The 20,638-nt window shown below is 69.4% G+C and carries 19 protein-coding genes; 9 read left to right on the top strand and 10 right to left on the bottom strand.

What is annotated here, in order from left to right:
* Positions 1 to 80: 80 nt before the first annotated feature.
* The 4 genes from ABZ833_RS26480 to ABZ833_RS26495 all read left to right on the top strand — a co-directional run bounded on the left by ABZ833_RS26480 (position 81) and on the right by ABZ833_RS26495 (position 4,398).
* Positions 81 to 1,907, top strand: coding sequence for an acyl-CoA dehydrogenase (locus ABZ833_RS26480; protein WP_361051070.1), 1,827 nt, complete (start codon positions 81 to 83; stop codon positions 1,905 to 1,907).
* A 252-nt stretch (positions 1,908 to 2,159) separates the two neighbouring features.
* Positions 2,160 to 3,464, top strand: coding sequence for a M18 family aminopeptidase (locus ABZ833_RS26485; RefSeq protein WP_361051073.1), 1,305 nt, complete (start codon positions 2,160 to 2,162; stop codon positions 3,462 to 3,464).
* A gap of 101 nt (positions 3,465 to 3,565) precedes the next feature.
* Complete coding sequence (locus tag ABZ833_RS26490) at positions 3,566 to 3,778, top strand: DUF6458 family protein (RefSeq protein ID WP_361051075.1); 213 nt, start codon at positions 3,566 to 3,568, stop codon at positions 3,776 to 3,778.
* 122 nt (positions 3,779 to 3,900) lie between these two features.
* On the top strand, positions 3,901 to 4,398 hold the full coding sequence (locus tag ABZ833_RS26495) for an LURP-one-related family protein (RefSeq protein ID WP_361051078.1): 498 nt from the start codon (positions 3,901 to 3,903) through the stop codon (positions 4,396 to 4,398).
* Here ABZ833_RS26495 and ABZ833_RS26500 read toward each other — a convergent pair.
* Positions 4,395 to 5,213 (bottom strand): carbon-nitrogen family hydrolase, encoded by an 819-nt coding sequence (locus tag ABZ833_RS26500; RefSeq protein WP_361051085.1) that lies wholly within the window; start codon positions 5,211 to 5,213, stop codon positions 4,395 to 4,397. The two genes, ABZ833_RS26495 and ABZ833_RS26500, sit on opposite strands and share 4 nt — an antisense overlap.
* Positions 5,214 to 5,349: 136 nt before the next feature.
* On the opposite strand from ABZ833_RS26500, the gene ABZ833_RS26505 reads away from it, so the two are divergent.
* A complete protein-coding gene (locus ABZ833_RS26505; RefSeq protein ID WP_361051088.1) occupies positions 5,350 to 6,174 on the top strand; it encodes a maleylpyruvate isomerase family mycothiol-dependent enzyme in 825 nt (274 codons plus the stop codon).
* Between the two features lie 23 nt (positions 6,175 to 6,197).
* Here ABZ833_RS26505 and ABZ833_RS26510 read toward each other — a convergent pair whose 3' ends face one another.
* Positions 6,198 to 7,505 (bottom strand): MFS transporter, encoded by a 1,308-nt coding sequence (locus tag ABZ833_RS26510; RefSeq protein ID WP_361051091.1) that lies wholly within the window; start codon positions 7,503 to 7,505, stop codon positions 6,198 to 6,200.
* Entirely contained in the window at positions 7,502 to 8,176 is a 675-nt protein-coding gene (locus ABZ833_RS26515; RefSeq protein ID WP_361051094.1) for a GntR family transcriptional regulator, read from the bottom strand. The genes ABZ833_RS26510 and ABZ833_RS26515 overlap by 4 nt, the downstream gene beginning before the upstream one ends.
* 157 nt (positions 8,177 to 8,333) lie before the next feature.
* On the opposite strand from ABZ833_RS26515, the gene ABZ833_RS26520 reads away from it, so the two are divergent.
* Positions 8,334 to 9,224, top strand: a complete 891-nt coding sequence (locus tag ABZ833_RS26520) for a D-alanyl-D-alanine carboxypeptidase (protein WP_361051097.1) — start codon at positions 8,334 to 8,336, stop codon at positions 9,222 to 9,224.
* A 78-nt stretch (positions 9,225 to 9,302) separates the two neighbouring features.
* On the opposite strand, the gene ABZ833_RS26525 is transcribed toward ABZ833_RS26520, so the two are convergent.
* Genes ABZ833_RS26525 through pdhA form a run of 3 tightly spaced genes read right to left on the bottom strand, consistent with a single transcriptional unit; the run spans position 9,303 to position 12,966 of the window.
* Entirely contained in the window at positions 9,303 to 10,793 is a 1,491-nt protein-coding gene (locus tag ABZ833_RS26525) for a dihydrolipoamide acetyltransferase family protein (RefSeq protein ID WP_361051100.1), read from the bottom strand.
* A gap of 11 nt (positions 10,794 to 10,804) precedes the next feature.
* Positions 10,805 to 11,785, bottom strand: a complete 981-nt coding sequence (locus tag ABZ833_RS26530) for an alpha-ketoacid dehydrogenase subunit beta (protein WP_361051103.1) — start codon at positions 11,783 to 11,785, stop codon at positions 10,805 to 10,807.
* A gap of 2 nt (positions 11,786 to 11,787) precedes the next feature.
* Positions 11,788 to 12,966, bottom strand: a complete 1,179-nt coding sequence (pdhA, locus tag ABZ833_RS26535) for a pyruvate dehydrogenase (acetyl-transferring) E1 component subunit alpha (protein WP_361051106.1) — start codon at positions 12,964 to 12,966, stop codon at positions 11,788 to 11,790.
* Between the two features lie 381 nt (positions 12,967 to 13,347).
* On the opposite strand from pdhA, the gene ABZ833_RS26540 reads away from it, so the two are divergent.
* Both ABZ833_RS26540 and ABZ833_RS26545 read left to right on the top strand, forming a co-directional pair.
* Positions 13,348 to 14,010 (top strand): response regulator transcription factor, encoded by a 663-nt coding sequence (locus tag ABZ833_RS26540; RefSeq protein ID WP_249588831.1) that lies wholly within the window; start codon positions 13,348 to 13,350, stop codon positions 14,008 to 14,010.
* Between the two features lie 153 nt (positions 14,011 to 14,163).
* Complete coding sequence (locus tag ABZ833_RS26545; protein ID WP_361051110.1) at positions 14,164 to 14,601, top strand: pyridoxamine 5'-phosphate oxidase family protein; 438 nt, start codon at positions 14,164 to 14,166, stop codon at positions 14,599 to 14,601.
* Between the two features lie 84 nt (positions 14,602 to 14,685).
* Here ABZ833_RS26545 and ABZ833_RS26550 read toward each other — a convergent pair whose 3' ends face one another.
* Positions 14,686 to 16,272: a protein kinase gene (locus ABZ833_RS26550; RefSeq protein ID WP_361051114.1), complete on the bottom strand. Its 1,587-nt coding sequence runs from the start codon at positions 16,270 to 16,272 to the stop codon at positions 14,686 to 14,688.
* 295 nt (positions 16,273 to 16,567) lie between these two features.
* On the opposite strand from ABZ833_RS26550, the gene ABZ833_RS26555 reads away from it, so the two are divergent.
* Positions 16,568 to 18,205, top strand: a complete 1,638-nt coding sequence (locus ABZ833_RS26555; protein WP_361051117.1) for a protein kinase — start codon at positions 16,568 to 16,570, stop codon at positions 18,203 to 18,205.
* Between the two features lie 136 nt (positions 18,206 to 18,341).
* Here the strand turns inward: ABZ833_RS26555 and ABZ833_RS26560 are convergent, their stop codons facing one another.
* From ABZ833_RS26560 to ABZ833_RS26570, 3 genes are all read right to left on the bottom strand, one after another.
* A complete protein-coding gene (locus tag ABZ833_RS26560; protein WP_361051119.1) occupies positions 18,342 to 18,884 on the bottom strand; it encodes a bacterial proteasome activator family protein in 543 nt (180 codons plus the stop codon).
* Positions 18,885 to 19,029: 145 nt separating this feature from the next.
* Positions 19,030 to 19,431 carry a hypothetical protein gene (locus tag ABZ833_RS26565; RefSeq protein ID WP_361051122.1) on the bottom strand — a complete coding sequence of 134 codons (402 nt, stop codon included), beginning with the start codon at positions 19,429 to 19,431 and terminating at the stop codon, positions 19,030 to 19,032.
* Between the two features lie 220 nt (positions 19,432 to 19,651).
* Positions 19,652 to 20,629, bottom strand: a complete 978-nt coding sequence (locus ABZ833_RS26570; protein ID WP_361051125.1) for an NAD(P)H-quinone oxidoreductase — start codon at positions 20,627 to 20,629, stop codon at positions 19,652 to 19,654.
* Between the last annotated feature and the right edge of the window lie 9 nt (positions 20,630 to 20,638).

Here is a 20,638-nt window from a genome sequence, read left to right on the forward strand (position 1 = left end):
ATTACTGGCGGGTAGCATCATCGTAGCTACCAGCTGGTACTGATCCCGTTGATCCCTTTTCTGCTTACGGAGCCGTCGCCATGGGGCACTACAAGTCGAATCTCCGCGACATCGAGTTCAACCTCTTCGAGGTGCTCGGCCGCGACAAGCTGTACGGCACCGGCCCGTTCGCGGAGATGGACGTCGACACCGCCAAGAGCATCCTCGAGGAGCTGCGCCGCCTCGCCGAGAACGAGCTGGCGGAGTCCTTCACGGACGCCGACCGCAACCCGCCGGTGTTCGACCCGGCGACCAACACCGCGCCGGTCCCGGCGTCCTTCAAGAAGAGCTACCAGGCCTTCATGGACTCCGAGTACTGGCGCCTCGGCCTGCCCGAGGGCATCGGCGGCACGACCGCCCCCCGCTCCCTGATCTGGGGTTACGCGGAGCTGCTCCTGGGCGCCAACCCTGCCGTCTGGATGTACTCGTCCGGTCCGGCGTTCGCCGGCATCCTGCACGACGAGGGCAACGAGGCGCAGAAGAAGGTCGCCGCGATCGCCGTCGAGAAGCAGTGGGGCTCGACGATGGTCCTGACCGAGCCCGACGCGGGCTCGGACGTCGGCGCGGGCCGCACGAAGGCGACTCTGCAGGAGGACGGCTCCTGGCACATCGAGGGCGTGAAGCGCTTCATCACGTCCGGTGAGCACGACATGTCGGAGAACATCCTCCACTACGTCCTCGCCCGCCCCGAGGGCCACGGCCCCGGCACGAAGGGCCTCTCGCTCTTCCTGGTCCCGAAGTACGAGTTCGACTGGGAGACCGGCGAGCTGGGCGAGCGCAACGGCGTGTACGCCACGAACGTCGAGCACAAGATGGGCCTGAAGGCCTCCAACACGTGCGAGATGACGTTCGGCGACCAGCACCCCGCCAAGGGCTGGCTGATCGGCGACAAGCACGACGGCATCCGCCAGATGTTCATGATCATCGAGTTCGCCCGCATGATGGTCGGCACGAAGGCCATCGCGACGCTCTCGACGGGTTACCTCAACGCCCTGGAGTACGCCAAGGAGCGCGTGCAGGGACCGGACCTGGCCCAGTTCATGGACAAGACGGCGCCCAAGGTCACGATCACGCACCACCCGGACGTACGCCGCTCGCTGATGACGCAGAAGGCGTACGCGGAAGGCATGCGCGCCCTGGTCCTGCACACCGCGGCGGTCCAGGACGACATCGCGGTGAAGGAGGCGGAGGGCGAGGACGCGTCGGCGCTCATCGCCCTGAACGACCTCCTCCTGCCGATCGTGAAGGGCTACGGCTCGGAGAAGTCGTACGAGCAGCTGGCGCAGTCGCTCCAGACGTTCGGCGGCTCGGGGTACCTCCAGGAGTACCCGATCGAGCAGTACATCCGTGACGCCAAGATCGACACCCTCTACGAGGGCACGACGGCCATCCAGGGGCAGGACTACTTCTTCCGGAAGATCGTCCGCAACCAGGGTGCCGCGCTGAACGGCCTCGCCGAGGAGATCAAGAAGTTCCTCGCGGTCGGCACGGGCGGCGAGAGCCTGGCCGGGGCCCGCGAGGAGCTGGCCAAGGCCGCGGTCGAGCTGGAGGCCATCGTCGGCGTCATGCTGACGGACCTCGCGGCCACGGAGCAGGACGTGAAGTCCATCTACAAGGTGGGCCTCAACACGACCCGCCTCCTGATGGTCTCCGGCGACGTGGTCGTCGGCTACCTCCTGCTGCGGGGCGCGGCGGTCGCCGCCGAGAAGCTGGAGACGGCGTCGGCCAAGGATGTCGCCTTCTACAAGGGCAAGATCGCGGCGGCCAAGTTCTTCGCGGCGAATGTCCTGCCGGGCGTCGGATACGAGCGGAAGCTCGCCGAGGGCGTGGAGCTGGACCTGATGGAGCTGGACGAGGCGGCGTTCTAGCCTCCGCGACACTTCAGGTGGCCCGCTCCCGGTCCGGGGGCGGGCCACTGCGGTATGACGTGCCTCTCGGCCGCTGCGCGGCTCTCACCCAGGCGGGGTGCACTCGGTCCTGCGGGGCAATCGGGTGGGTGGGCGGGGAAGATCCGCCGCGAAGCGGCGGTACAAGCTCTCCGGTTACGGGCAGTTCACGTACAGAACCTCCCAGAAAAGGCCCCCCGCGCCCCGTGGGGTCCGCTAGCTAGGCTGGAAGCCATGAGCACACCTGCCCGCTTCGACCGCGGCCACTCCGACGACCTCATGACCTTCCTGGCGGCAAGCCCCTCCCCGTACCACGCAGTGGCGACCGCCGCGGAGCGGCTGGAGAAGGCCGGTTTCCGGCAGGTCGAGGAGACCGACGCCTGGGACGGGTCGACCGGCGGCAAGTATGTGCAGCGCGGCGGCGCGATCGTCGCCTGGTACGTCCCCGAAGGTGCCTCCGCGCACACCCCGTACCGCATCGTCGGCGCCCACACCGACTCCCCCAACCTCCGCGTCAAGCCGAAGCCGGACGCCGGCGCGCACGGCTGGCGGCAGGTCGCGGTCGAGATCTACGGCGGCCCGCTGCTCAACTCCTGGCTCGACCGCGACCTCGGCCTGGCGGGACGCCTCTCGCTGCGGGACGGCTCGACGCGCCTGGTGAACATCGACCGGGCGCTCCTGCGCGTCCCGCAGCTGGCGATCCACATGGACCGCGGAGTGATCGCCGACGGCCTCAAGCTCGACAAGCAGAAGCACATGCAGCCCATCTGGGGGCTCGGCGACGACGTGCACGAGGGCGACCTCATCACCTTCCTGGAGGAGGAGTCGGGGCTCACCCCCGGCGACGTCACCGGCTGGGACCTGATGACACACCCCATCGAGGCACCCTCCTACCTCGGCCGCGACCACGACCTCATCGCGGGCCCCCGCATGGACAACCTCCTCTCCGTGCACGCCTGTACGGCCGCGCTCGCCGCCGTCGCCACGGCGGACGGCGCCGACTCCCTCCCGTACATCCCCGTGCTCGCCGCCTTCGACCACGAGGAGAACGGCTCGCAGTCCGACACGGGCGCGGACGGCCCGCTGCTCGGAAGCGTCCTGGAGCGGTCCGTCTTCGCGCGCGGCGGCACGTACGAGGACCGGGCCCGCGCCTTCGCCGGCACCGTCTGCCTCTCCTCCGACACCGGCCACGCCGTGCACCCCAACTACGCGGAGCGGCACGACCCGACGCACCACCCGCGCGCCAACGGCGGCCCGATCCTCAAGGTCAACGTCAACAACCGGTACGCCACCGACGGCGCCGGACGTGCCGTGTTCGCCGCCGCGTGCGAGAAGGCCGGCGTGCCCTTCCAGAGCTTCGTCTCGAACAACGCGATGCCCTGCGGCACGACGATCGGGCCGATCACCGCGGCCCGGCACGGCATCAAGACCGTCGACATCGGCGTCGCGATCCTCTCGATGCACAGCGTGCGCGAGCTGTGCGGGGCGGACGATCCGCACCTGCTGGCCAACGCGCTGGTGGCGTTCCTGCAGGGCTGAGGGATCGGGACCGACGGCTGAACGTCAATCTCCGCTTCTCCGTGTGGCCGTGGCGGGTCCGGGTACCCGGGTGCCAGCCACGACATAGGGAGGCGGTCCACATGGGCCTGGGCGGATGCATCATTCTCATCGCCGTCGGCGCCATACTGGCGTTCGCCACCGACTGGGAGATGGACGGCATCAATCTCACCGTCACCGGCCTGATCATGATGGCCGTGGGCGTCATCGGCGTCGCCGTGTTCACCAACGCACGCCGCAAGACGGTCGTGCCGCCGGGCGCCACGGTGATCAGGACGGAAGACGACCACCACTGACTCCACCACGGCCACTGACCTCCGCCGGGCCCGGCAGCCACCCCCCTGGCTGCCGGGCCCGTCACGGTGAACTCCCCCGGCTTGCCCTGGTGCCATGCGCGCCACGGGGTAGTCATGGCCCCATGAAACTTCTCGTACGCGACCGGCTGCTCGGCATCGGTGACGACTACTGGATCGAGGACGACCAGGGCCAGAAGGTCTTCCTCGTCGACGGCAAGGCGATGCGCCTGCGCGAGACCTTCGAGCTCAAGGACATGCAGGGCCGCGTCCTCATCGACATCCGCGCCAAGATGCTGGCGCTGCGCGACACGATGGTGATCGAACGGGACGGCGACGCACTGGCCACGGTCAAGCGCAAGCGCCTCTCGCTCCTGCGCAACCACTACCGCGTGGACCTGGTCGACGGCACCGAACTCGACGTGAGCGGCAAGATCCTGGACCGCGAGTTCGCCATCGAGTACGACGGCGAACTCCTGGCCGACATCTCGCGGCGCTGGTTCCGGGTCCGCGAGACGTACGGACTCCACATCACCAGGGACGACGCCGACGCGGCCCTGCTCCTGGCCATCGCGGTCTGCGTGATCCGCCTGGCGGAGAAGGAACGGGGCGACGACGACTAATGGCCGGGGGCACCCGGCCGAGGGGCGGCAACTCCCAGCAGCCGGTCCTTCAACGCGGGGAACTGCTCCCGCGTGGCCGCGACCTTCGCGGGGTCGAGGTCGACGGTGAGGACCTCCTCACCGTCCCCCGCCTCGGCGAGCACCTCGCCCCAGGGGTCGACGACAACGCTGTGCCCGGCCTGGGGAACCCCGGCATGCGTGCCGCCGGTGCCACAGGCGAGGACGTACACCTGGTCCTCGACCGCCCGCGCCCGGGCGAACAGCGTCCAGTGCTCCCGCCGCCGCGCAGGCCACCCCGCGGGAACGACGAACATCTCCGCGCCCGCGTCGACAAGCCCCCGGAACAGCTCGGGAAAGCGGAGGTCGTAGCACGTGGCGAGCCCGATCGCCGCCGACGGCGTCCGCACCGTCACCAGCTCGCTGCCCGCCCCCATCAGGACGGCCTCGCCCTTGTCGAAGCCGAACCGGTGGATCTTCCGGTACGAGGCGGCGAGTTCGCCCTCGGGCGAGAAGACGAGCGAGGTGTTGTAGAGGTCGCCAGCAGCGTCCCGCTCCGGAATCGACCCCGCGTGCAGCCAGACGCCCGCGTCACTCGCGGCCTTGGCCATCGCCTCGTACGTGGGCCCCTCCAGCGGCTCGGCCTCGCTCGCGAACGACTCGTACGCGAAAGCGCCCGTGGTCCACAGTTCGGGAAGAACGACGAGATCCGGCCGCTCCCGCTCGGCTACCTCACGTACCAGTGAAGAGACCCGCGAGCGGCGGGAATTGACCGATTCGCCCTCGTCTACGGCGATCTGGATGAGGGAGGCGCGCACACTACCACCGTCCTGGCATTCGAGCCGTCAATGCAGGCCTACGATCGTCACACGAAAGCACTGCCGGGGTGCCTGCGGGCAGCGTAACTTAACGTCTCAGACACCCACCGCCCGCGTACGACCGTCGAGGGGTCCCGTGAGTCTCCATCCCAGCCTGCAAACCTACGCCGACGCCTGGACCCAATCCGTATCAGCCATATCCGAGCTGGTGTCACCGCTCGCCGAGGGAGAGTGGAACTGGGCCACCCCCTGCCCCGGCTGGTCGGTGCGGGATGTCGTCTCCCACGTCATAGGCCTGGACTGCGAGATGCTGGGCGACCCGCGCCCCATCCACACCCTGCCCCGCGACCTGTACCACGTACAGACCGAGGGCCAGCGGTACATGGAGATACAGGTCGACGTCCGGCGCCACCACACCGCGCCCGAGATGACCTCCGAGCTCGAGTACACGATCATCCGCCGCTCGCGGCAGCTGCGGAACGAGTCGCGCGACCCCTCCCACAAGATCCGCGGCCCGCTCGGCACCGAGCAGACCCTCGAACTGGCCACGCGGATGCGCGCGTTCGACGTCTGGGTGCATGAGCAGGACCTGCGGACGACGCTGAGGAAGCCCGGCAACCTGGACTCCCAGGGCGCGCTCGTGGCGCGCGACCTCCTCCTGCACGGCCTGCCCAAGGTGGTCGCCAAGAAGGCCGCCGCGCCGGCGAATTCGGCGGTCGTCTTCGATGTGAGCGGCCCCGTCGAGTTCCTGCGCACGGTCCGCGTCGACGCCGACGGCCACGCCACGGTCGACAGCGCCCCCTCGCTCGGCCCGCTCGCCACGCTGAGCCTGGACTGGGAGACGTACTTCCGCCTGGCGTGCGGCCGCATCACGTACGCGTCCGTGGCCGACCGGATCAAGGTCGAGGGCGATCACGGCCTGGGCGAGGCGATCCTGCGGGAGTTCGCGGTCACGCCGTAGCCCTCGGAGCACGCGGGCGGGCCTCAGACAGGTACGTGCACGGCCTCCACGCGGCTGGCGACAAGCCGCTCCCTCTCCCGGCGCACCGCGCGCGTCCGCAGCCGCAGGATCTGGCTGAGGCCGATCGCCTCGAGGACGAAGACGGCGGAGAAGGCGATGCGGTAGTTGTCGCCGGTCGCGTCCAGGAGGACGCCGATGGCGAGCAGCGTCGTCATGGAGGCGACGAAGCCGCCCATGTTCACGATGCCGGACGCGGTGCCCTGCCGCTCCGGCGGGTTGGCGGGCCGCGCGAAGTCGAAGCCGATCATGGACGCGGGCCCGCAGGAGCCGAGCACGACGCAGAGCGCGACGAGCAGCCCCATCGGGGCGTGGTCGCCGGGGTAGTGGATCGTGACCGCCCACATCACGGCCGTCGCCGCGACGGTGCCGATGGCCAGCGGGGTGCGCGCCGCGTGGTGCCGGGCGACGATCTGGCCGTAGACCAGGCCCACCACCATGTTGGACAGCACGACGAGGGTGAGCAGCGCCCCGGCGGTCGCGCGCGAGAGCCCCTGCGCCTCGACGAGGAACGGCAGGCCCCACAGGAGCAGGAACACCATCGCCGGGAACTGCGTGGTGAAGTGCACCCACAGGCCGAGCCGGGTGCCGGGCTCGCGCCAGCTGAGGGCGATCTGCTTGCGCACGAAGGCCCCACCGGTGTGCCGCACGGGCGCCGGCTCGTGGCCCTCGGGGTGGTCCTTGAGGAACAGCGTCATCAGTACGAGGACGACGACGCCGCAGAGCGCGCTGCCGGCGAAGGCCGCGGTCCAGCCGACGGAGTGCAGGAGCCGGGCGATGACGAGGGTGGAGACGAGGTTGCCCGCCATGCCGACCAGCCCGGCGAGCTGGGCGACCAGCGGGCCGCGCCGGGCCGGGAACCAGCGGGTGCCAAGGCGCAGCACGCTGATGAAGGTCAGCGCGTCACCGCAGCCGAGCAGCGCGCGGGACGCGAGCGCCATCCCGTACGAGGGCGAGAACGCGAAGCCGAGCTGCCCGAGCGTGAAGAGCACGACTCCGATGGTCAGCACGCGCTTGGTGCCGAGCCGGTCGACCATCAGGCCGACGGGTATCTGCATGCCCGCGTAGACGAGGAGTTGGAGGATCGAGAAGGTGGAGAGCGCGGACGCGTTGACGTGGAAGCGGTCGGCTGCGTCGAGCCCGGCGACGCCGAGCGAGGTCCGGAAGATGACGGCGACGAAGTAGACGGCGACGCCGATGCCCCAGACGAGCATGGCCTTCTTGCCGCCGGGGGGATCCCCGGGGAGGGAGACGGGGGCGGAGGCTGAGCTCATCGGACTTCGCCCCGCGCGAGATCCCGGAACCACCCGACGTGCCGGGTGACCACACCCACCGCCCCGTCCGCGTCCCCGGCGCGCAGCGCGTCAAGGATCTCCTCGTGCTCGGACAGCGTCTTGGCGATCCGGTCGGGATGCGAGTGCATCACCGCGACCCCCATCCGCAACTGCCGGTCCCGGAGCTGGTCGTAGAGCCGGGCAAGGATCTCGTTCCCCCCGCTGCGCACGATCTCCGCGTGGAAACAGCGGTCGGTGACGGCCGCTTCCGCGAGGTCCCCCGCGGCGGCCTGCTCCCGCTGCCGGGCCAGCAGCTCTTCGAGGCGGGCGATGAGACCGCCCGGCGCCGGCACCGCCTTGCGCACCGAGTGCGTCTCCACCAGGAGCCGCGTCTCGACGACGTCGGCGATCTCCTGCACGGACACCGGCAGGACCAGCGCCCCCTTCTTCGGATAGAGGCGGAGGAGCCCCTCCACCTCCAGCTTCAGGAGGGCCTCGCGCACCGGAGTGCGGGACACCCCGACGGCCTCGGCGAGCTCGCCCTCGGTGAGCAGCGTGCCGCCCTCGTACCGGCGGTCGAGCACGCCCTGCTTGACGTGCGCGTACACGCGCTCCGCGGCGGGTGGTGGCTTCAGGGCCCCAGCGGGGGGCGAGGCGGGTGCGACAGGCATGCGCACAGCATAGATACAACACGTACCCATGAGGTCGTCCAGTCCACGATTCGGACTTCACCCTCCTGGGAGCACATCCATCCGCCCCTCTCGTGCGTCTCACCATCGAGCGGCACCCTCATGTGGCCGCATTCCAGGGGCATTTGGAGCACAAACCTTGAAAACCCCCATTAAGGGCATTCGTCGCGCATCGGCCGTTATCGTCACCGCGAGTGCGGTATTCGCGGGCGGAGCCCTCACGACCCCGGCCCATGCGGCCGCGCTGCCCAAGCCGTCCATCGCCGCCAAGGGCGGGTTCGTGATGAACAACGGCACGGGCAAGACGCTCTTCACCAAGGCCGCGGACACCCGCCGGTCCACCGGCTCCACCACCAAGATCATGACGGCCAAGGTGGTGCTCTCGCAGCCGAACCTGAACCTCAACTCCAAGGTCAAGATCCAAAAGGCCTACAGCGACTACATCGTCAAGAACACCGCCTCGTCCGCCCGCCTGATCGTCGGCGACAAGGTCACCGTCCGCCAGCTCCTGTACGGCCTGATGCTGCCGTCCGGCTGCGACGCGGCGTACGCGCTCGCGGACAAGTTCGGCAAGGGCTCCACCCGCTCAGCCCGCGTGAAGTCGTTCATCGGCAAGATGAACTCCCAGGCCAAGACCCTCGGCCTGCGCAACACGCACTTCGACTCGTTCGACGGCATCGGCGGCGCGGGCAACTACTCCACGCCCCGCGACCTGACGAAGCTCGCCAGCAGCGCGATGAAGAGCTCCACGTTCCGTACGGTCGTGAAGACGAAGTCGACGAAGCAGAAGGTCACCACGAAGAGCGGTGGCTACCGCTACATGTCGTGGTCGAACACGAACAACCTGCTCGGCAGCTACAGCGGCACGATCGGCGTGAAGACCGGCTCCGGCCCGCAGGCCAAGTACTGCCTGGTCTTCGCCGCGACCCGCAATGGCAAGACGGTCATCGGGACGGTCCTCACCTCGACCTCCTCGGCCAACCGCACGAAGGACGCGAAGAAGCTGATGGACTACGGCTTCAAGAAGTAGCCCTGACACGGCAGCTCCCGACAGGGAGACGAAGAGGGGGCCCACCGCAGCACGCGGTGGGCCCTCTCTTCGTACGGGCTACGCCCAGGTGATGAGCCGCTTGGGCTGCTCCAGGATCGCCGCCACATCGGCGAGCACCTTGGAGCCGAGCTCGCCGTCGACCAGGCGGTGGTCGAAGGAGAGCGCGAGCGTCGTCACCTGACGCGGCTTGACCTTGCCCTTGTGGACCCAGGGCTGGAGCTTGATCGCGCCGACCGCGAGGATCGCGGACTCGCCGGGGTTCAGGATCGGCGTACCGGTGTCGACGCCGAAGACGCCGACGTTCGAGATGGTGACCGTGCCGCCCTGCATCGCGGCCGGGGTCGTCTTGCCGTCCTTGGCCGTGGACACCAACTCGCCGAGCGACGCGGCCAGTTCCGGCAGCGTCTTGGCGTGCGCGTCCTTGATGTTCGGGACGACCAGGCCGCGCGGCGTCGCCGCGGCGATGCCCAGATTCACGTAGTGCTTCTGGACGATCTCCTGATTCGCCTCGTCCCAGGCCGCGTTGACGTCCGGGTTGCGCCGGATCGCCACGAGCAGCGCCTTGGAGATGAGCAGGAGCGGATTGACCCGCAGGCCCGCGAAGCCGTGCTTGTCTGCGTCTCGCTTCAGCTCCTCGACCAGCTTCATCGTCCGCGTCACGTCCACCGTCACGAACTCCGTGACGTGCGGCGCCGTGAAGGCCGAGCCGACCATCGCCTGGGCGATGGCCTTGCGGACGCCCTTGACGGGGATCCGCGTCTCGCGGGCGTCGCCGCCCACCACCGGGGTGGCAGCGGCGGGCGCGTCGGCGGCCACCGGCTGCGGCGCGGACACGGGGGCGGCAGCGGGAGCGGGCGTCGCGGCGGAGGCCACCGCCGCGTGCACGTCCTCGCGCGTGATGATCCCGTCGGGCCCGGACGGGACGATGGCCGTGAGGTCAACTCCCAGGTCCTTGGCGAGCTTGCGCACCGGCGGCTTGGCCAGCGGACGCTCACCCGCGGGGGCTGCCGGGGCGGGAGCTGCCGGGGCCGCGGCAGCCGTACCGGAGCCGTTCAGTTCGGCCTGGACCGCCGCCGCGTAGTACGTTCCCGCGGCCTCGGCCTGCTCCGAAGCCGCCTTGCGCGCGCGGCGCTTCGTCGAGGACTCGGCGACCCCATAGCCCACGAGCACGGGCTGACGGCCCGTGGGAGCGGCCTCGTCGGCAGCCTCCTCGGCGGGCTCCGGAGCACTTTCCCGCACGGGAGCCGGGGCTGCGGCTTCCTCCGCGGCGGGGGCCGGAGCACTGCCGCCGGACACGTCCACCGCGATGATCACCTGGCCGACGTCGACCGTGGTGCCCTCGGGGAAGCGCAGTTCACGTACGACACCGTTGAACGGGATGGGCAGCTCGACGGCGGCCTTGGCCGTCTCGACCTCGCACACCACCTGCCCGTCGGTGACCGTGTCGCCCGGCGCCACGAACCACTTGAGGATCTCTGCCTCGGTGAGCCCCTCGCCCACGTCGGGCATCTTGAACTCGGACAGTGCAGCGTCTGTCATCGTCGTCACGACCCTCTCCCTCAGTACGCCAGCGAGCGGTCGACAGTGTCGAGCACCCGGTCGAGGCCCGGCAGGTACTCCTCTTCCAACCGCGCCGGCGGATACGGCGCGTGGAACCCGCCGACCCGCAGCACGGGAGCTTCGAGGTGGTAGAAGCAGCGCTCGGTGATGCGGGCCGCGATCTCCGCGCCCGTGCCCAGGAAGACCGGGGCCTCGTGGACCACGACGAGCCGCCGCGTCTTCTCGACCGAGGCCTGCACGGTGTCGAAGTCCATCGGCGACATGGAGCGCATGTCCACGACCTCGAGGGACTTGCCCTCTTCGGCGGCGGCCGCCGCTGCCTCCAGACAGACCTTCACCATCGAGCCGTACGCGGCGAGCGTCAGGTCCGTGCCCTCGCGGGCGACCCGGGCCTTGTGCAGCGGCGCCGGGATGGCGTCCGTGTCGACCTCGCTCTTGTCCCAGTAGCGACGCTTCGGCTCGAAGAAGATCACCGGGTCGTCGCTCTGGATGGCCTGCTGCATCATCCAGTAGGCATCCGACGAGTTCGAGGGCGAGACGACCTTGAGGCCCGCCACGTGCGCGAACAGCGCCTCGGGCGACTCGCTGTGGTGCTCGACGGCGCCGATGCCGCCGCCGTACGGAATGCGGATGACGACCGGCATCTTGATCTTGCCGAGCGCGCGGGCGTGCATCTTCGCGAGCTGCGTGACGATCTGGTCGTACGCCGGGAAGACGAAGCCGTCGAACTGGATCTCCACCACCGGGCGGTAGCCCCGCAGGGCCAGGCCGATGGCCGTGCCGACGATGCCGGACTCGGCGAGCGGGGTGTCGATGACACGCTCCTCGCCGAAGTCCTTCTGCAGCCCGTCCGTCACACGGAAGACGCCGCCGAGCTTGCCGACGTCCTCGCCCATGATGAGGACCTTGGGGTCGGTGTCGAGCGCGGTGCGCAGCGATTCGTTGATCGCTTTGGCAAGGGGAAGTTTCTGTACGCCCATGGTCACTTACCGCCTTCGTCCGCGAACGACGCCTGGTACGCGGCGAACTGGGCGCGCTCCTCGTCGACCAGCGCATGCCCGTCCGCATACGCGTTCTCGAAGATCGACATCAGATCCGGATCCGGCATCGCCCGCACCACCTCTCGCACTCGCTTTCCCAACGCTTCACTCTCCGCCTCGAGTTCCGCGAAGAATCCCTCATCCGCGTGACCTTCGGCCTCGAGGTAGGTCCGCAGGCGCAGGATCGGGTCCTTGGCCTCCCAGGCCTCGCGCTCCTCGTCCCTGCGGTACTTGGTCGGGTCGTCGGACGTGGTGTGCGCGCCCATGCGGTAGGTGAACGCCTCGATGAGCGCCGGGCCCTCGCCCGTACGCGCCCGCTCAAGGGCCCACTTGGTGACGGCGAGCACGGCGAGCACGTCGTTGCCGTCCACCCGCACACCCGGGAAGCCGAAGCCCTGCGCGCGCTGGTAGAGCGGCACCCGGGTCTGCTTCTCGGTGGGCTCGGAGATCGCCCACTGGTTGTTCTGGCAGAAGAACACGACCGGGGCGTTGTAGACCGCGGAGAAGGTGAACGCCTCGGCGACGTCGCCCTGGCTGGACGCGCCGTCCCCGAAGTACGCGATCACGGCCGAGTCCGCGCCGTCCTTGGCCACGCCCATCGCGTAACCGGTGGCGTGCAGGGTCTGCGAGCCGATGACGATCGTGTACAGGTGGAAGTTGTTGGTGTTCGGGTCCCAGCCGCCGTGGTTCACACCGCGGAACATCCCGAGCAGATTGGTCGGGTCGACCCCGCGGCACCAGGCGACGCCGTGCTCGCGGTAGGTCGGGAAGACGTAGTCGTCCTCGCGCGTGGCACGGCCCGAGCCGATCTGGGCGGCCTCCTGGCCGAGCAGCGACGCCCACAGGCCCAGCTCGCCCTGGCGCTGCAGGGAGGTGGCCTCGGCGTCGAAGCGGCGGGTGAGGACCATGTCGCGGTAGAGGGCGCGCATGTCGTCGGCGGTGATGTCCGCGACGTACGAGTCGTACTCGGCGTTCTTGACCCGCTTGCCCTCGGGGGTCAGCAGCTGGACAAGCTGGGGTTCCGTGCTTTTCTTCGGCGCGGCCTTCTTGGCGCTTGCGCGCTTGCCGCCGCTGGTAGTGCTGCGGCGCGGTGTGCGCGCGGCGGTGCTCTCCACGGTCACGTGTGCTCCTCCGTCGGTCCGGCCCCCGGGATTACCGGGTAAGCCAGTGCGGCTCGCCTGATCCGTGCCCGCGCACGGGGTGGGTGCGACTCGGCCGGGAACAGGCGTGACAGGTGCCCCGGCGAGCGCCCTGCACAATGCACGTTACCCAGTGCTTCCCAATTCTGTGAAACCCCATCTGACCTGCGAATTTGCTTGGATTTCCAAGTATCTGACTGCTTGGATTTCCGAGTAAATGCAGAAAGTCGGGAACAGTTCCTGGTCACAGCACTGATCACAGCCTGGCAGGGGGCCGGAACACCGGCACGTTATCCCGGCCACCCCGCGCACGGGAAGAGTTCAGCTCAGGCACTGCGAGAGATCGTGTGTGAGACTGGCTCCGTGCGCGAAGACGGAAAAATTACGGTATTTCTCCTCGACGACCATGAAGTGGTCCGCCGTGGAGTCCATGAGCTGCTCTCCGTGGAGTCCGACATCGAGGTCGTCGGCGAGGCCGGAACGGCCGCGGACGCCCTGGTCAGGATCCCCGCGACCCGACCAGATGTGGCCGTGCTCGACGTGCGTCTTCCGGACGGCAGCGGCGTCGAGGTCTGCCGCGAGATCCGTTCACAGAACGAGGACATCAAATGCCTGATGCTCACCTCGTTCGCGGACGACGAGGCTCTCTTCGACGCGATCATGGCGGGCGCTTCCGGCTATGTCCTGAAGGCCATTCGCGGCAATGAACTGCTCTCCGCCGTACGTGACGTGGCGGCAGGAAAGTCCCTGCTCGACCCCGTCGCCACGGCCCGGGTCCTGGAGCGCCTGCGCGACGGAAACACCCCCAAGGGCGACGACCGTCTGTCGAACCTCACGGACCAGGAGCGCAAGATCCTCGACCTGATCGGCGAGGGTCTGACCAACCGGGTGATCGGCGAACGACTGCACCTCGCCGAAAAGACGATCAAGAATTACGTGTCCAGCCTGCTCTCCAAGCTCGGCATGGAGCGGCGCTCGCAGGCGGCGGCGTACGTGGCGCGCATGCAGGCGGAACAGAACCACTGAGCAGAACCACTGGGCAGAACCACTGAGCAGAACGACTGACACGCATCCGTCACTGTGCGTCACGGTTTGTGATCGGAAACGGGACTTACGTCCCCGTCCCCTAGGGGCGGGATCCCCTTCCCCGGCCCCCCGCAGGTGCCGGAGGGTGGACGCATGCCTTCCGACGATCTGGAACAGGACGAACGGCTCGCCTTCGAACTGCTCGGCCGCACCGACTACGGCCGGGTCGCGACCAGCATGCGCGCGCTGCCCTTCCTCGCCGCCGCCCGCCACGTCGTCGTGGACGGGCGCATCCTGCTGCGGATGCACAAGGGATACGGCTACCACCAGGCCTGCGTCGGCAGTGTCGTCGCCTACGGGGCGGACAACCTCAGCGCGGAGACCGCGCGCACGGGCCAGTGGACCGTGCAGTTCGTCGGCCTCTGCGAGGCGATCGAGCCGACCAACGACGAGCTGGAACTCTTCGGCCCCGGCCCGCACTACGTGGACGGCGAGCTCTACGACCCGGTCTACATGCGCATAGAGCCGCAGCTGGCCACGGTGCACACCCTGCACGGCGGGCGGCAGCGGCAGCTTCAGCGCATGCGGTGACCTACTGACGACGCACGCGCGCGTGGCGCCCTTCCGGGCTCCACGCGCGCGCGTATGTCTGGTCGGAGTGCTGTCCGCCGACTCCTAGCCGTCGCCCTCGCCGCCGGCGACATCCCCGCCCTGCGTGCCGCCGTTCGTCACCGGCGGGTCCTCGCTGGTCGGGGTACTGGGGTCGTCCGTCGGATCGTCCGTCGGCTCGTCCGTCGGCTCGGTCGGGTCGTCCGTCGGCTCCGTCGGGTCATCCGTCGGCTGGCTCTCGCTGGGCGAGGGCGTGTAGTCGGTGGTGGGCGGTGCCGTCGGGGTGTAGTCGCCCTGACCGCCGGAGCCGTCGCCCGGCAGCGTCTCCTCGTCCGAGGTGTCCTCTTCCGGGCTCTTGCTCGGCTTCTTCGTCTCCGACTGGCTCGTCGGGGCCTTGGTCGGGCCTTCCTTTTCCTTCTGCTTGCCGTCGCCCGCCGTCAGCGCGTACGCGACACCCACGGCGATCGCGATGACCGCGAGCACCGCGAAGATCCACATCTTGCCCCGGCCGCCCCGGCCGTTCCCGTCGCGGTGACCGCCCTCGAAGCCGCCGTCGTCGCCGCCCGGGGGACGCAGCATGGCGCCCGGGATCTGCGCGGTGCCGGAGTCGCCCGGGTGCTGCATCGCGGTGGTGCCCGCGACGCCCATCGCCGGGGTGCTGCCGCCGTCGTGCATGCCCGCCACGTCGACGGGACCGGTGTTCCAGGTCCCGGTGTGGCTGCCCTGCTCGTGCAGCATCTGGAGCCCGTACTGGACCAGACCGCGCATCTCCTCGGCCGTCTGGAACCGGTCGTCCGGGTCCTTGGCGAGCGAGCGCATCACCAGACCGTCCAGCTCCGGCGGCGACCCGTCGGAGGTCTCGGACGGCGGGACGGGGATGTCCTGGACGTGCTGGTAGACGACGGAGAGCGGCGTCTCACCGGTGAACGGGGGCCGCAGGGCGAGAAGTTCGTAGAGCAGACAGCCGGTCGCGTACAGGTCGGAACGGTGGTCGACGGCCTTGCCGAGCGCCTGCTCCGGGGAGAGGTACTGGGGCGTGCCCATGACCATGCCGGTCTGGGTCATCGTCGACTGCGCGCCGTGCAGGGCACGGGCGATACCGAAGTCCATCACCTTCACCGCGCCGGTGTCAGTGATGATCACGTTCGCGGGCTTGATGTCGCGGTGCACGATGCCGTGCTGGTGCGAGTACGCGAGCGCCTCGAGCACCCCGGAGACGATGATCAGGGCCTGCTCGGGGCCCGGCGCCTCCGCGTTGAGCAGCAGATCGCGGATCGTCCGGCCCTCGACGATCTCCATGACGATGTACGGGACGACGCTCGGCCCGACGACGTCCTCGCCGGAGTCGTAGACCGCCACCACCGCATGGTGGTTGAGCCCCGCCACCGACTGGGCCTCGCGCGTGAAGCGGGCCTTGGAGACCGGGTCCTCCGCGAGGTCGGAGCGGAGCAGTTTGACGGCGACCGTACGACCGAGACGTACGTCCTCGGCCGCGAACACCTCCGCCATGCCGCCCCGGCCGAGTCTGTGGGTCAGCCGATACCGGCCGTCCCCGACAAGTCCGCCATTACCCCACAACTCCGGCGCGTCTGACATACCGCCGCCACTCGCCTCGGGGTCGGACGGGCCCTGAGCGCGCTGCGTCTGTGCCATCAGTCCTCGCCGTCGTTTCTGGTCGTGGTGCTTGGTGGTACTGGGGGAACCCCGCCGGGCCACGCTACAGCCTTCGCGCGGCACGGCGGTTCGAGGTGGACCGGACATCAAACCCGCCGGGGACCCTCGCACGCAAACTTGTAACGCTTCCGAGACGCTTCTTGCGCGTACGGTCACGGAACGGGCATCGAGCTTGACGTGGCACTGCCCTCGGGCAGACTTGGCCAGGAATAGCGGGAATCGATCACCGACCGCGGAGCCGTCCGGCACACCGCGCCGATGGGGGACGCACGACATGAGCAGCCAGGACGGCGCACAGGGACGGTATGCGGGGCGCTCGCTGGCCGGTGGCCGGTACCAGCTGCGCGATCTTCTCGGTGAAGGCGGCATGGCCTCCGTTCACCTCGCGTACGACTCCGTACTCGATCGTCAAGTCGCGATCAAGACGCTTCACAGCGAGCTCGGACGCGAGCAGTCCTTCCGCGAGCGCTTCCGCCGCGAGGCCCAGTCGGTGGCCAAGCTCACGCACACGAACATCGTCTCGGTCTTCGACACCGGCGAGGACGAGCTCGACGGCGCGACGATGCCGTACATCGTCATGGAGTACGTGGAGGGCAAGCCGCTCGGCTCCGTCCTGGACGCGTCCGTCGCCCAGTTCGGCGCGATGCCGAGCGACCAGGCCCTGAAGATCACCGCCGATGTGCTCGCCGCGCTCGAGATCAGCCACGAGATGGGCCTGGTCCACCGCGACATCAAGCCCGGCAACGTGATGATGACGAAGCGCAACGTCGTCAAGGTCATGGACTTCGGCATCGCCCGCGCCATGCAGTCCGGCGTCACCTCCATGACGCAGACCGGCATGGTCGTCGGCACCCCCCAGTACCTCTCGCCGGAGCAGGCGCTCGGCCGCGGCGTGGACGCCCGGTCCGACCTCTACTCCGTCGGCATCATGCTCTTCCAGCTGACCACCGGACGGCTGCCCTTCGAGGCGGACTCCCCGCTGGCCATCGCGTACGCGCACGTCCAGGAGGAGCCGGTCGCTCCGTCCTCGATCAACCGCTCGCTGCCGCCTGCGGTGGACGCGATCGTCGCCCGCGCGCTCAAGAAGAACCCGAACGAGCGTTTTCCGACCGCCGAGGCCATGCGCGACGAGTGCCTGCGCGTCGCCCAGTCCTTCCAGGCGGCCGCGCCGAGCATCGTGCCGGGCGCCCAGACGGCGAGCGGCGCGGGCGTCGGCGCCTCGGTCTTCCCGCCGGTCGACTCCTCGCTCCCGCAGCAGGGCGGCGTCCAGACGCCGTACCAGCCGGGCCCGGGTACGTACGGTCCCGCCACACCGGCCCCCGTGACCCCGGGGTACGGCTACCCGCAGCAGGGTGGCTACCCGACCCCGGCGCCCACGAACGCGTACGCCCCGCAGGCCGCGCAGACCCCGCCGCCGTACACGCTCTCGCCGCAGCCGGCACAGACGTCCGTGCAGGGCGGCGGTTCCGGCTCGGGTGGCGGCAAGCGGAACATGCCGGTGGTCGTCGGCTCGATCGTCGTCGCGCTGCTCGCCATCGGCGGCGTGATCGCGGCGGTCTCGCTGAGCGGTGACGACGGCGGCAAGGACCCCAAGAAGAAGGAGTCGAACGCGCCGGTGGCGGGTCACCGGGGTCCGGACAGGACCAAGACGATCGAGTCCGAAGAGTGCACCGACCCTGACACGGCGTACAACGACGAGAACAAGATCAAGGTCCCGGACTTCACGTTCAGGGACTGGCGGTCCGTGCAGAAGTGCCTGCAGGCAGCGGGCTGGCAGTACGACAAGCGCACGGTGGACGAGAACACCTACGGGGAGGACACCGTCATGTCGCAGTCCCCCAAGGAGGGCTCCGACATCGACCCGGACGACGTGGACATCGAGGTCACCATCTCCACGGGCAACCCGGCCTGAGCCGCCGCCGCAGCAGTTGAGCCTGCGAGCAACTGAAACGAAGGGCCCGGTCACCTCGTGACCGGGCCCTTCGCGTTGTCGTGTGCGGCTGCCGCCCTAAGACGTCACATCCAGAGCGTCGCGTCTGGAGCGTCGCCTAGAGGTAAGGCCCTCCGGTGCGCCCCGCGATGCCGCCGTCCTCTTCCTCATCGCCGCCGCCCACACCGGGCGGCAACGCGCGCCGCATCGATTCGAGCTGCGCCCGCGCCGCCATCTGCTGCGCGAAGAGGGCCGTCTGGATCCCGTGGAAGAGCCCTTCGAGCCAGCCCACCAGCTGGGCCTGCGCGATGCGCAGTTCGGCGTCGCTGGGCACTCCGTCATCGGTGAAGGGGAGGGAGAGGCGTTCCAGTTCCTCGACGAGCTCGGGGGCGAGACCGTCCTCGAGCTCCTTGACCGAACTGGCGTGGATCTCCTTGAGCCGTACCCGGCTCGCCTCGTCGAGAGGTGCCGCCCGCACCTCTTCGAGCAGCTGCTTGATCATGCTGCCGATACGCATGACCTTCGCAGGCTGTTCGACCATGTCCGTCACCGGGACCTCGCGGGATTCGTCGTCTCCGCCGCCGCCGAGCGCCATTCCGTCCTGTCCGACAACCAGGACCTGGGGGCTCTCCGGCGACCGTTCGTTCCTCGGCATCTCCATGCCGCCATTCTCTCGCACGCGTACATCACACATCGGTGGTGCCCCCATTTGCCGCTGATCCACCGTGTACGAGGGGGCCGGTCGTGTACGAAGGGGCCGATCGTGTCCGAGAGAGCTGACCGTGTGTACGAGAGGGCTGACCGTGTCAGCCGCGGCGCAGCCGCACCGCGAAGAATCCGAGACCGAGGCCGATGAGGACCAGGCCGCTGCCGAGCGGCAGGACGCGCAGGCCGGGCAGGGCGGGTTCGGTGGCGGTCCGCCGGGTGGCGTCGGACGCGGTCGTCCTGGTCTCGCTGGTCTCGCTGGGCTTGGTCTCGGCGGTCTTCTTCGCGGGGACCGGCTCCGGCGTTCGGGGCGGCACCGACACCGAGGGGGGCAGAGGCGGAGGCGGCACCGGATCCGCGCGCCCCGGCCGGGCCCGGCCGTCGCCGGACACGCTTCCGGCGCGGGTCTCGCCGGGGGAGGGGTCAGCCGCGTACGACAAAGAGATGGGTGAGAAGGCCAGGAACAACGTCAGGACCAACAAGGGGCGAAGCCATGGAGTCATCGCGCTGACCCCCTCCCGCTACCGGGTCGCCAAGATCAGAAGAGATCACTGAAGCTGCATCAAGCGTCACACAGTGACACAACTCCGGCATCTCGACTGGCCTGGCGACCCAGCGGCGGGTGCGCAGCGCCCTGTAAGGGGCGCGGGGAGCTGCGCGACAAGCCCCCACCGGCCCGCGGGTCGATCACCCCACTCCAGGGGCGCGACTCCAGCGGCGCACCTAGCGGACGAGCAGCACCTTCCCGATGTGCGTGCTCTCCTCCAGCACGCGATGGGCGGCCGCCGCGTCACTCATCGGCACCGTCCGGTCGACGATCGGGCGTACGTGGCCCGCGGCGATCAGCGGCCACACGTGCTCACGCACCGCCGCGACGATCGCCGCCTTCTCCTCGGCGGGACGGCCCCGCAGCGAGGTCGCCGTGACGGCCGCGCGCTTGCCGAGGAGCGTGGCGATGTTCAGCTCGCCCTTGATGCCGCCCTGCATGCCGATGATCGCGAGACGGCCGTTGGTCGCGAGGGACTGCACGTTCCGGTCCAGGTACTTGGCGCCCATGTTGTCGAGGATGACGTCCGCGCCCGCGCCGTCCGTGGCTTTCTTGATCTCCTCGACGAAGTCCTGCTCGCGGTAGTTGATGAGGATGTCCGCGCCGAGCTCGCCGCAGAAGTCGAGCTTCTCCTTGGTGCCCGCCGTGACCGCCACCTTGGCGCCGACGGCCTTGGCCAGCTGGATCGCCATGGTGCCGATGCCACTGGAGCCGCCGTGCACGAGGAACGTCTCGCCGGGCCGGAGGTGGGAAATCATGAAGACGTTGGACCAGACCGTCGAGGTCACCTCGGGCAGCGCGGCCGCCGTGACGAGGTCGACGCCTTCGGGCACGGGCAGCAACTGCCCGGCGGGGACGACGACCTGCTCGGCGTAGCCGCCGCCGGCGAGCAGCGCGCACACCTCGTCGCCGATCTCCCAGCCGGAGACGCCGGGGCCGATGTCGGTGACGCGGCCCGCGCACTCGAGCCCCGGGTAGGGGGACGAACCGGGTGGCGGGTTGTAGAAGCCCTGGCGCTGGAGCAGATCGGCGCGGTTCACGGCGCTGGCCACGACGTCGACCAGCACCTCACCCTCGCCGGGTACGGGATCGGGGACCTCGGCCCATACGAGCGCTTCGGGTCCACCGGCTTCGGGGATCGTGATCGCATGCATGCGGGCGAG

This window comes from Streptomyces sp. NPDC047525 (assembly GCF_040643025.1).
Lineage (GTDB): Bacteria > Actinomycetota > Actinomycetes > Streptomycetales > Streptomycetaceae > Streptomyces > Streptomyces durmitorensis.

What these genes read in the sequence shown, in the direction of transcription:
- ABZ833_RS26480 (WP_361051070.1), top strand. Translation starts at nt 81, where the DNA reads ATGGGGCACTACAAGTCGAATCTCCGCGACATCGAGTTCAACCTCTTC.
- ABZ833_RS26485 (WP_361051073.1), top strand. Translation starts at nt 2,160, where the DNA reads ATGAGCACACCTGCCCGCTTCGACCGCGGCCACTCCGACGACCTCATG.
- ABZ833_RS26490 (WP_361051075.1), top strand. Translation starts at nt 3,566, where the DNA reads ATGGGCCTGGGCGGATGCATCATTCTCATCGCCGTCGGCGCCATACTG.
- ABZ833_RS26495 (WP_361051078.1), top strand. Translation starts at nt 3,901, where the DNA reads ATGAAACTTCTCGTACGCGACCGGCTGCTCGGCATCGGTGACGACTAC.
- ABZ833_RS26510 (WP_361051091.1), bottom strand. Translation starts at nt 7,505, where the DNA reads ATGAGCTCAGCCTCCGCCCCCGTCTCCCTCCCCGGGGATCCCCCCGGC.
- ABZ833_RS26515 (WP_361051094.1), bottom strand. Translation starts at nt 8,176, where the DNA reads ATGCCTGTCGCACCCGCCTCGCCCCCCGCTGGGGCCCTGAAGCCACCA.
- ABZ833_RS26530 (WP_361051103.1), bottom strand. Translation starts at nt 11,785, where the DNA reads ATGGGCGTACAGAAACTTCCCCTTGCCAAAGCGATCAACGAATCGCTG.
- ABZ833_RS26545 (WP_361051110.1), top strand. Translation starts at nt 14,164, where the DNA reads ATGCCTTCCGACGATCTGGAACAGGACGAACGGCTCGCCTTCGAACTG.
- ABZ833_RS26550 (WP_361051114.1), bottom strand. Translation starts at nt 16,272, where the DNA reads ATGGCACAGACGCAGCGCGCTCAGGGCCCGTCCGACCCCGAGGCGAGT.
- ABZ833_RS26555 (WP_361051117.1), top strand. Translation starts at nt 16,568, where the DNA reads ATGAGCAGCCAGGACGGCGCACAGGGACGGTATGCGGGGCGCTCGCTG.
- ABZ833_RS26560 (WP_361051119.1), bottom strand. Translation starts at nt 18,884, where the DNA reads ATGGAGATGCCGAGGAACGAACGGTCGCCGGAGAGCCCCCAGGTCCTG.
- ABZ833_RS26565 (WP_361051122.1), bottom strand. Translation starts at nt 19,431, where the DNA reads ATGACTCCATGGCTTCGCCCCTTGTTGGTCCTGACGTTGTTCCTGGCC.
- ABZ833_RS26570 (WP_361051125.1), bottom strand. Translation starts at nt 20,629, where the DNA reads ATGCATGCGATCACGATCCCCGAAGCCGGTGGACCCGAAGCGCTCGTA.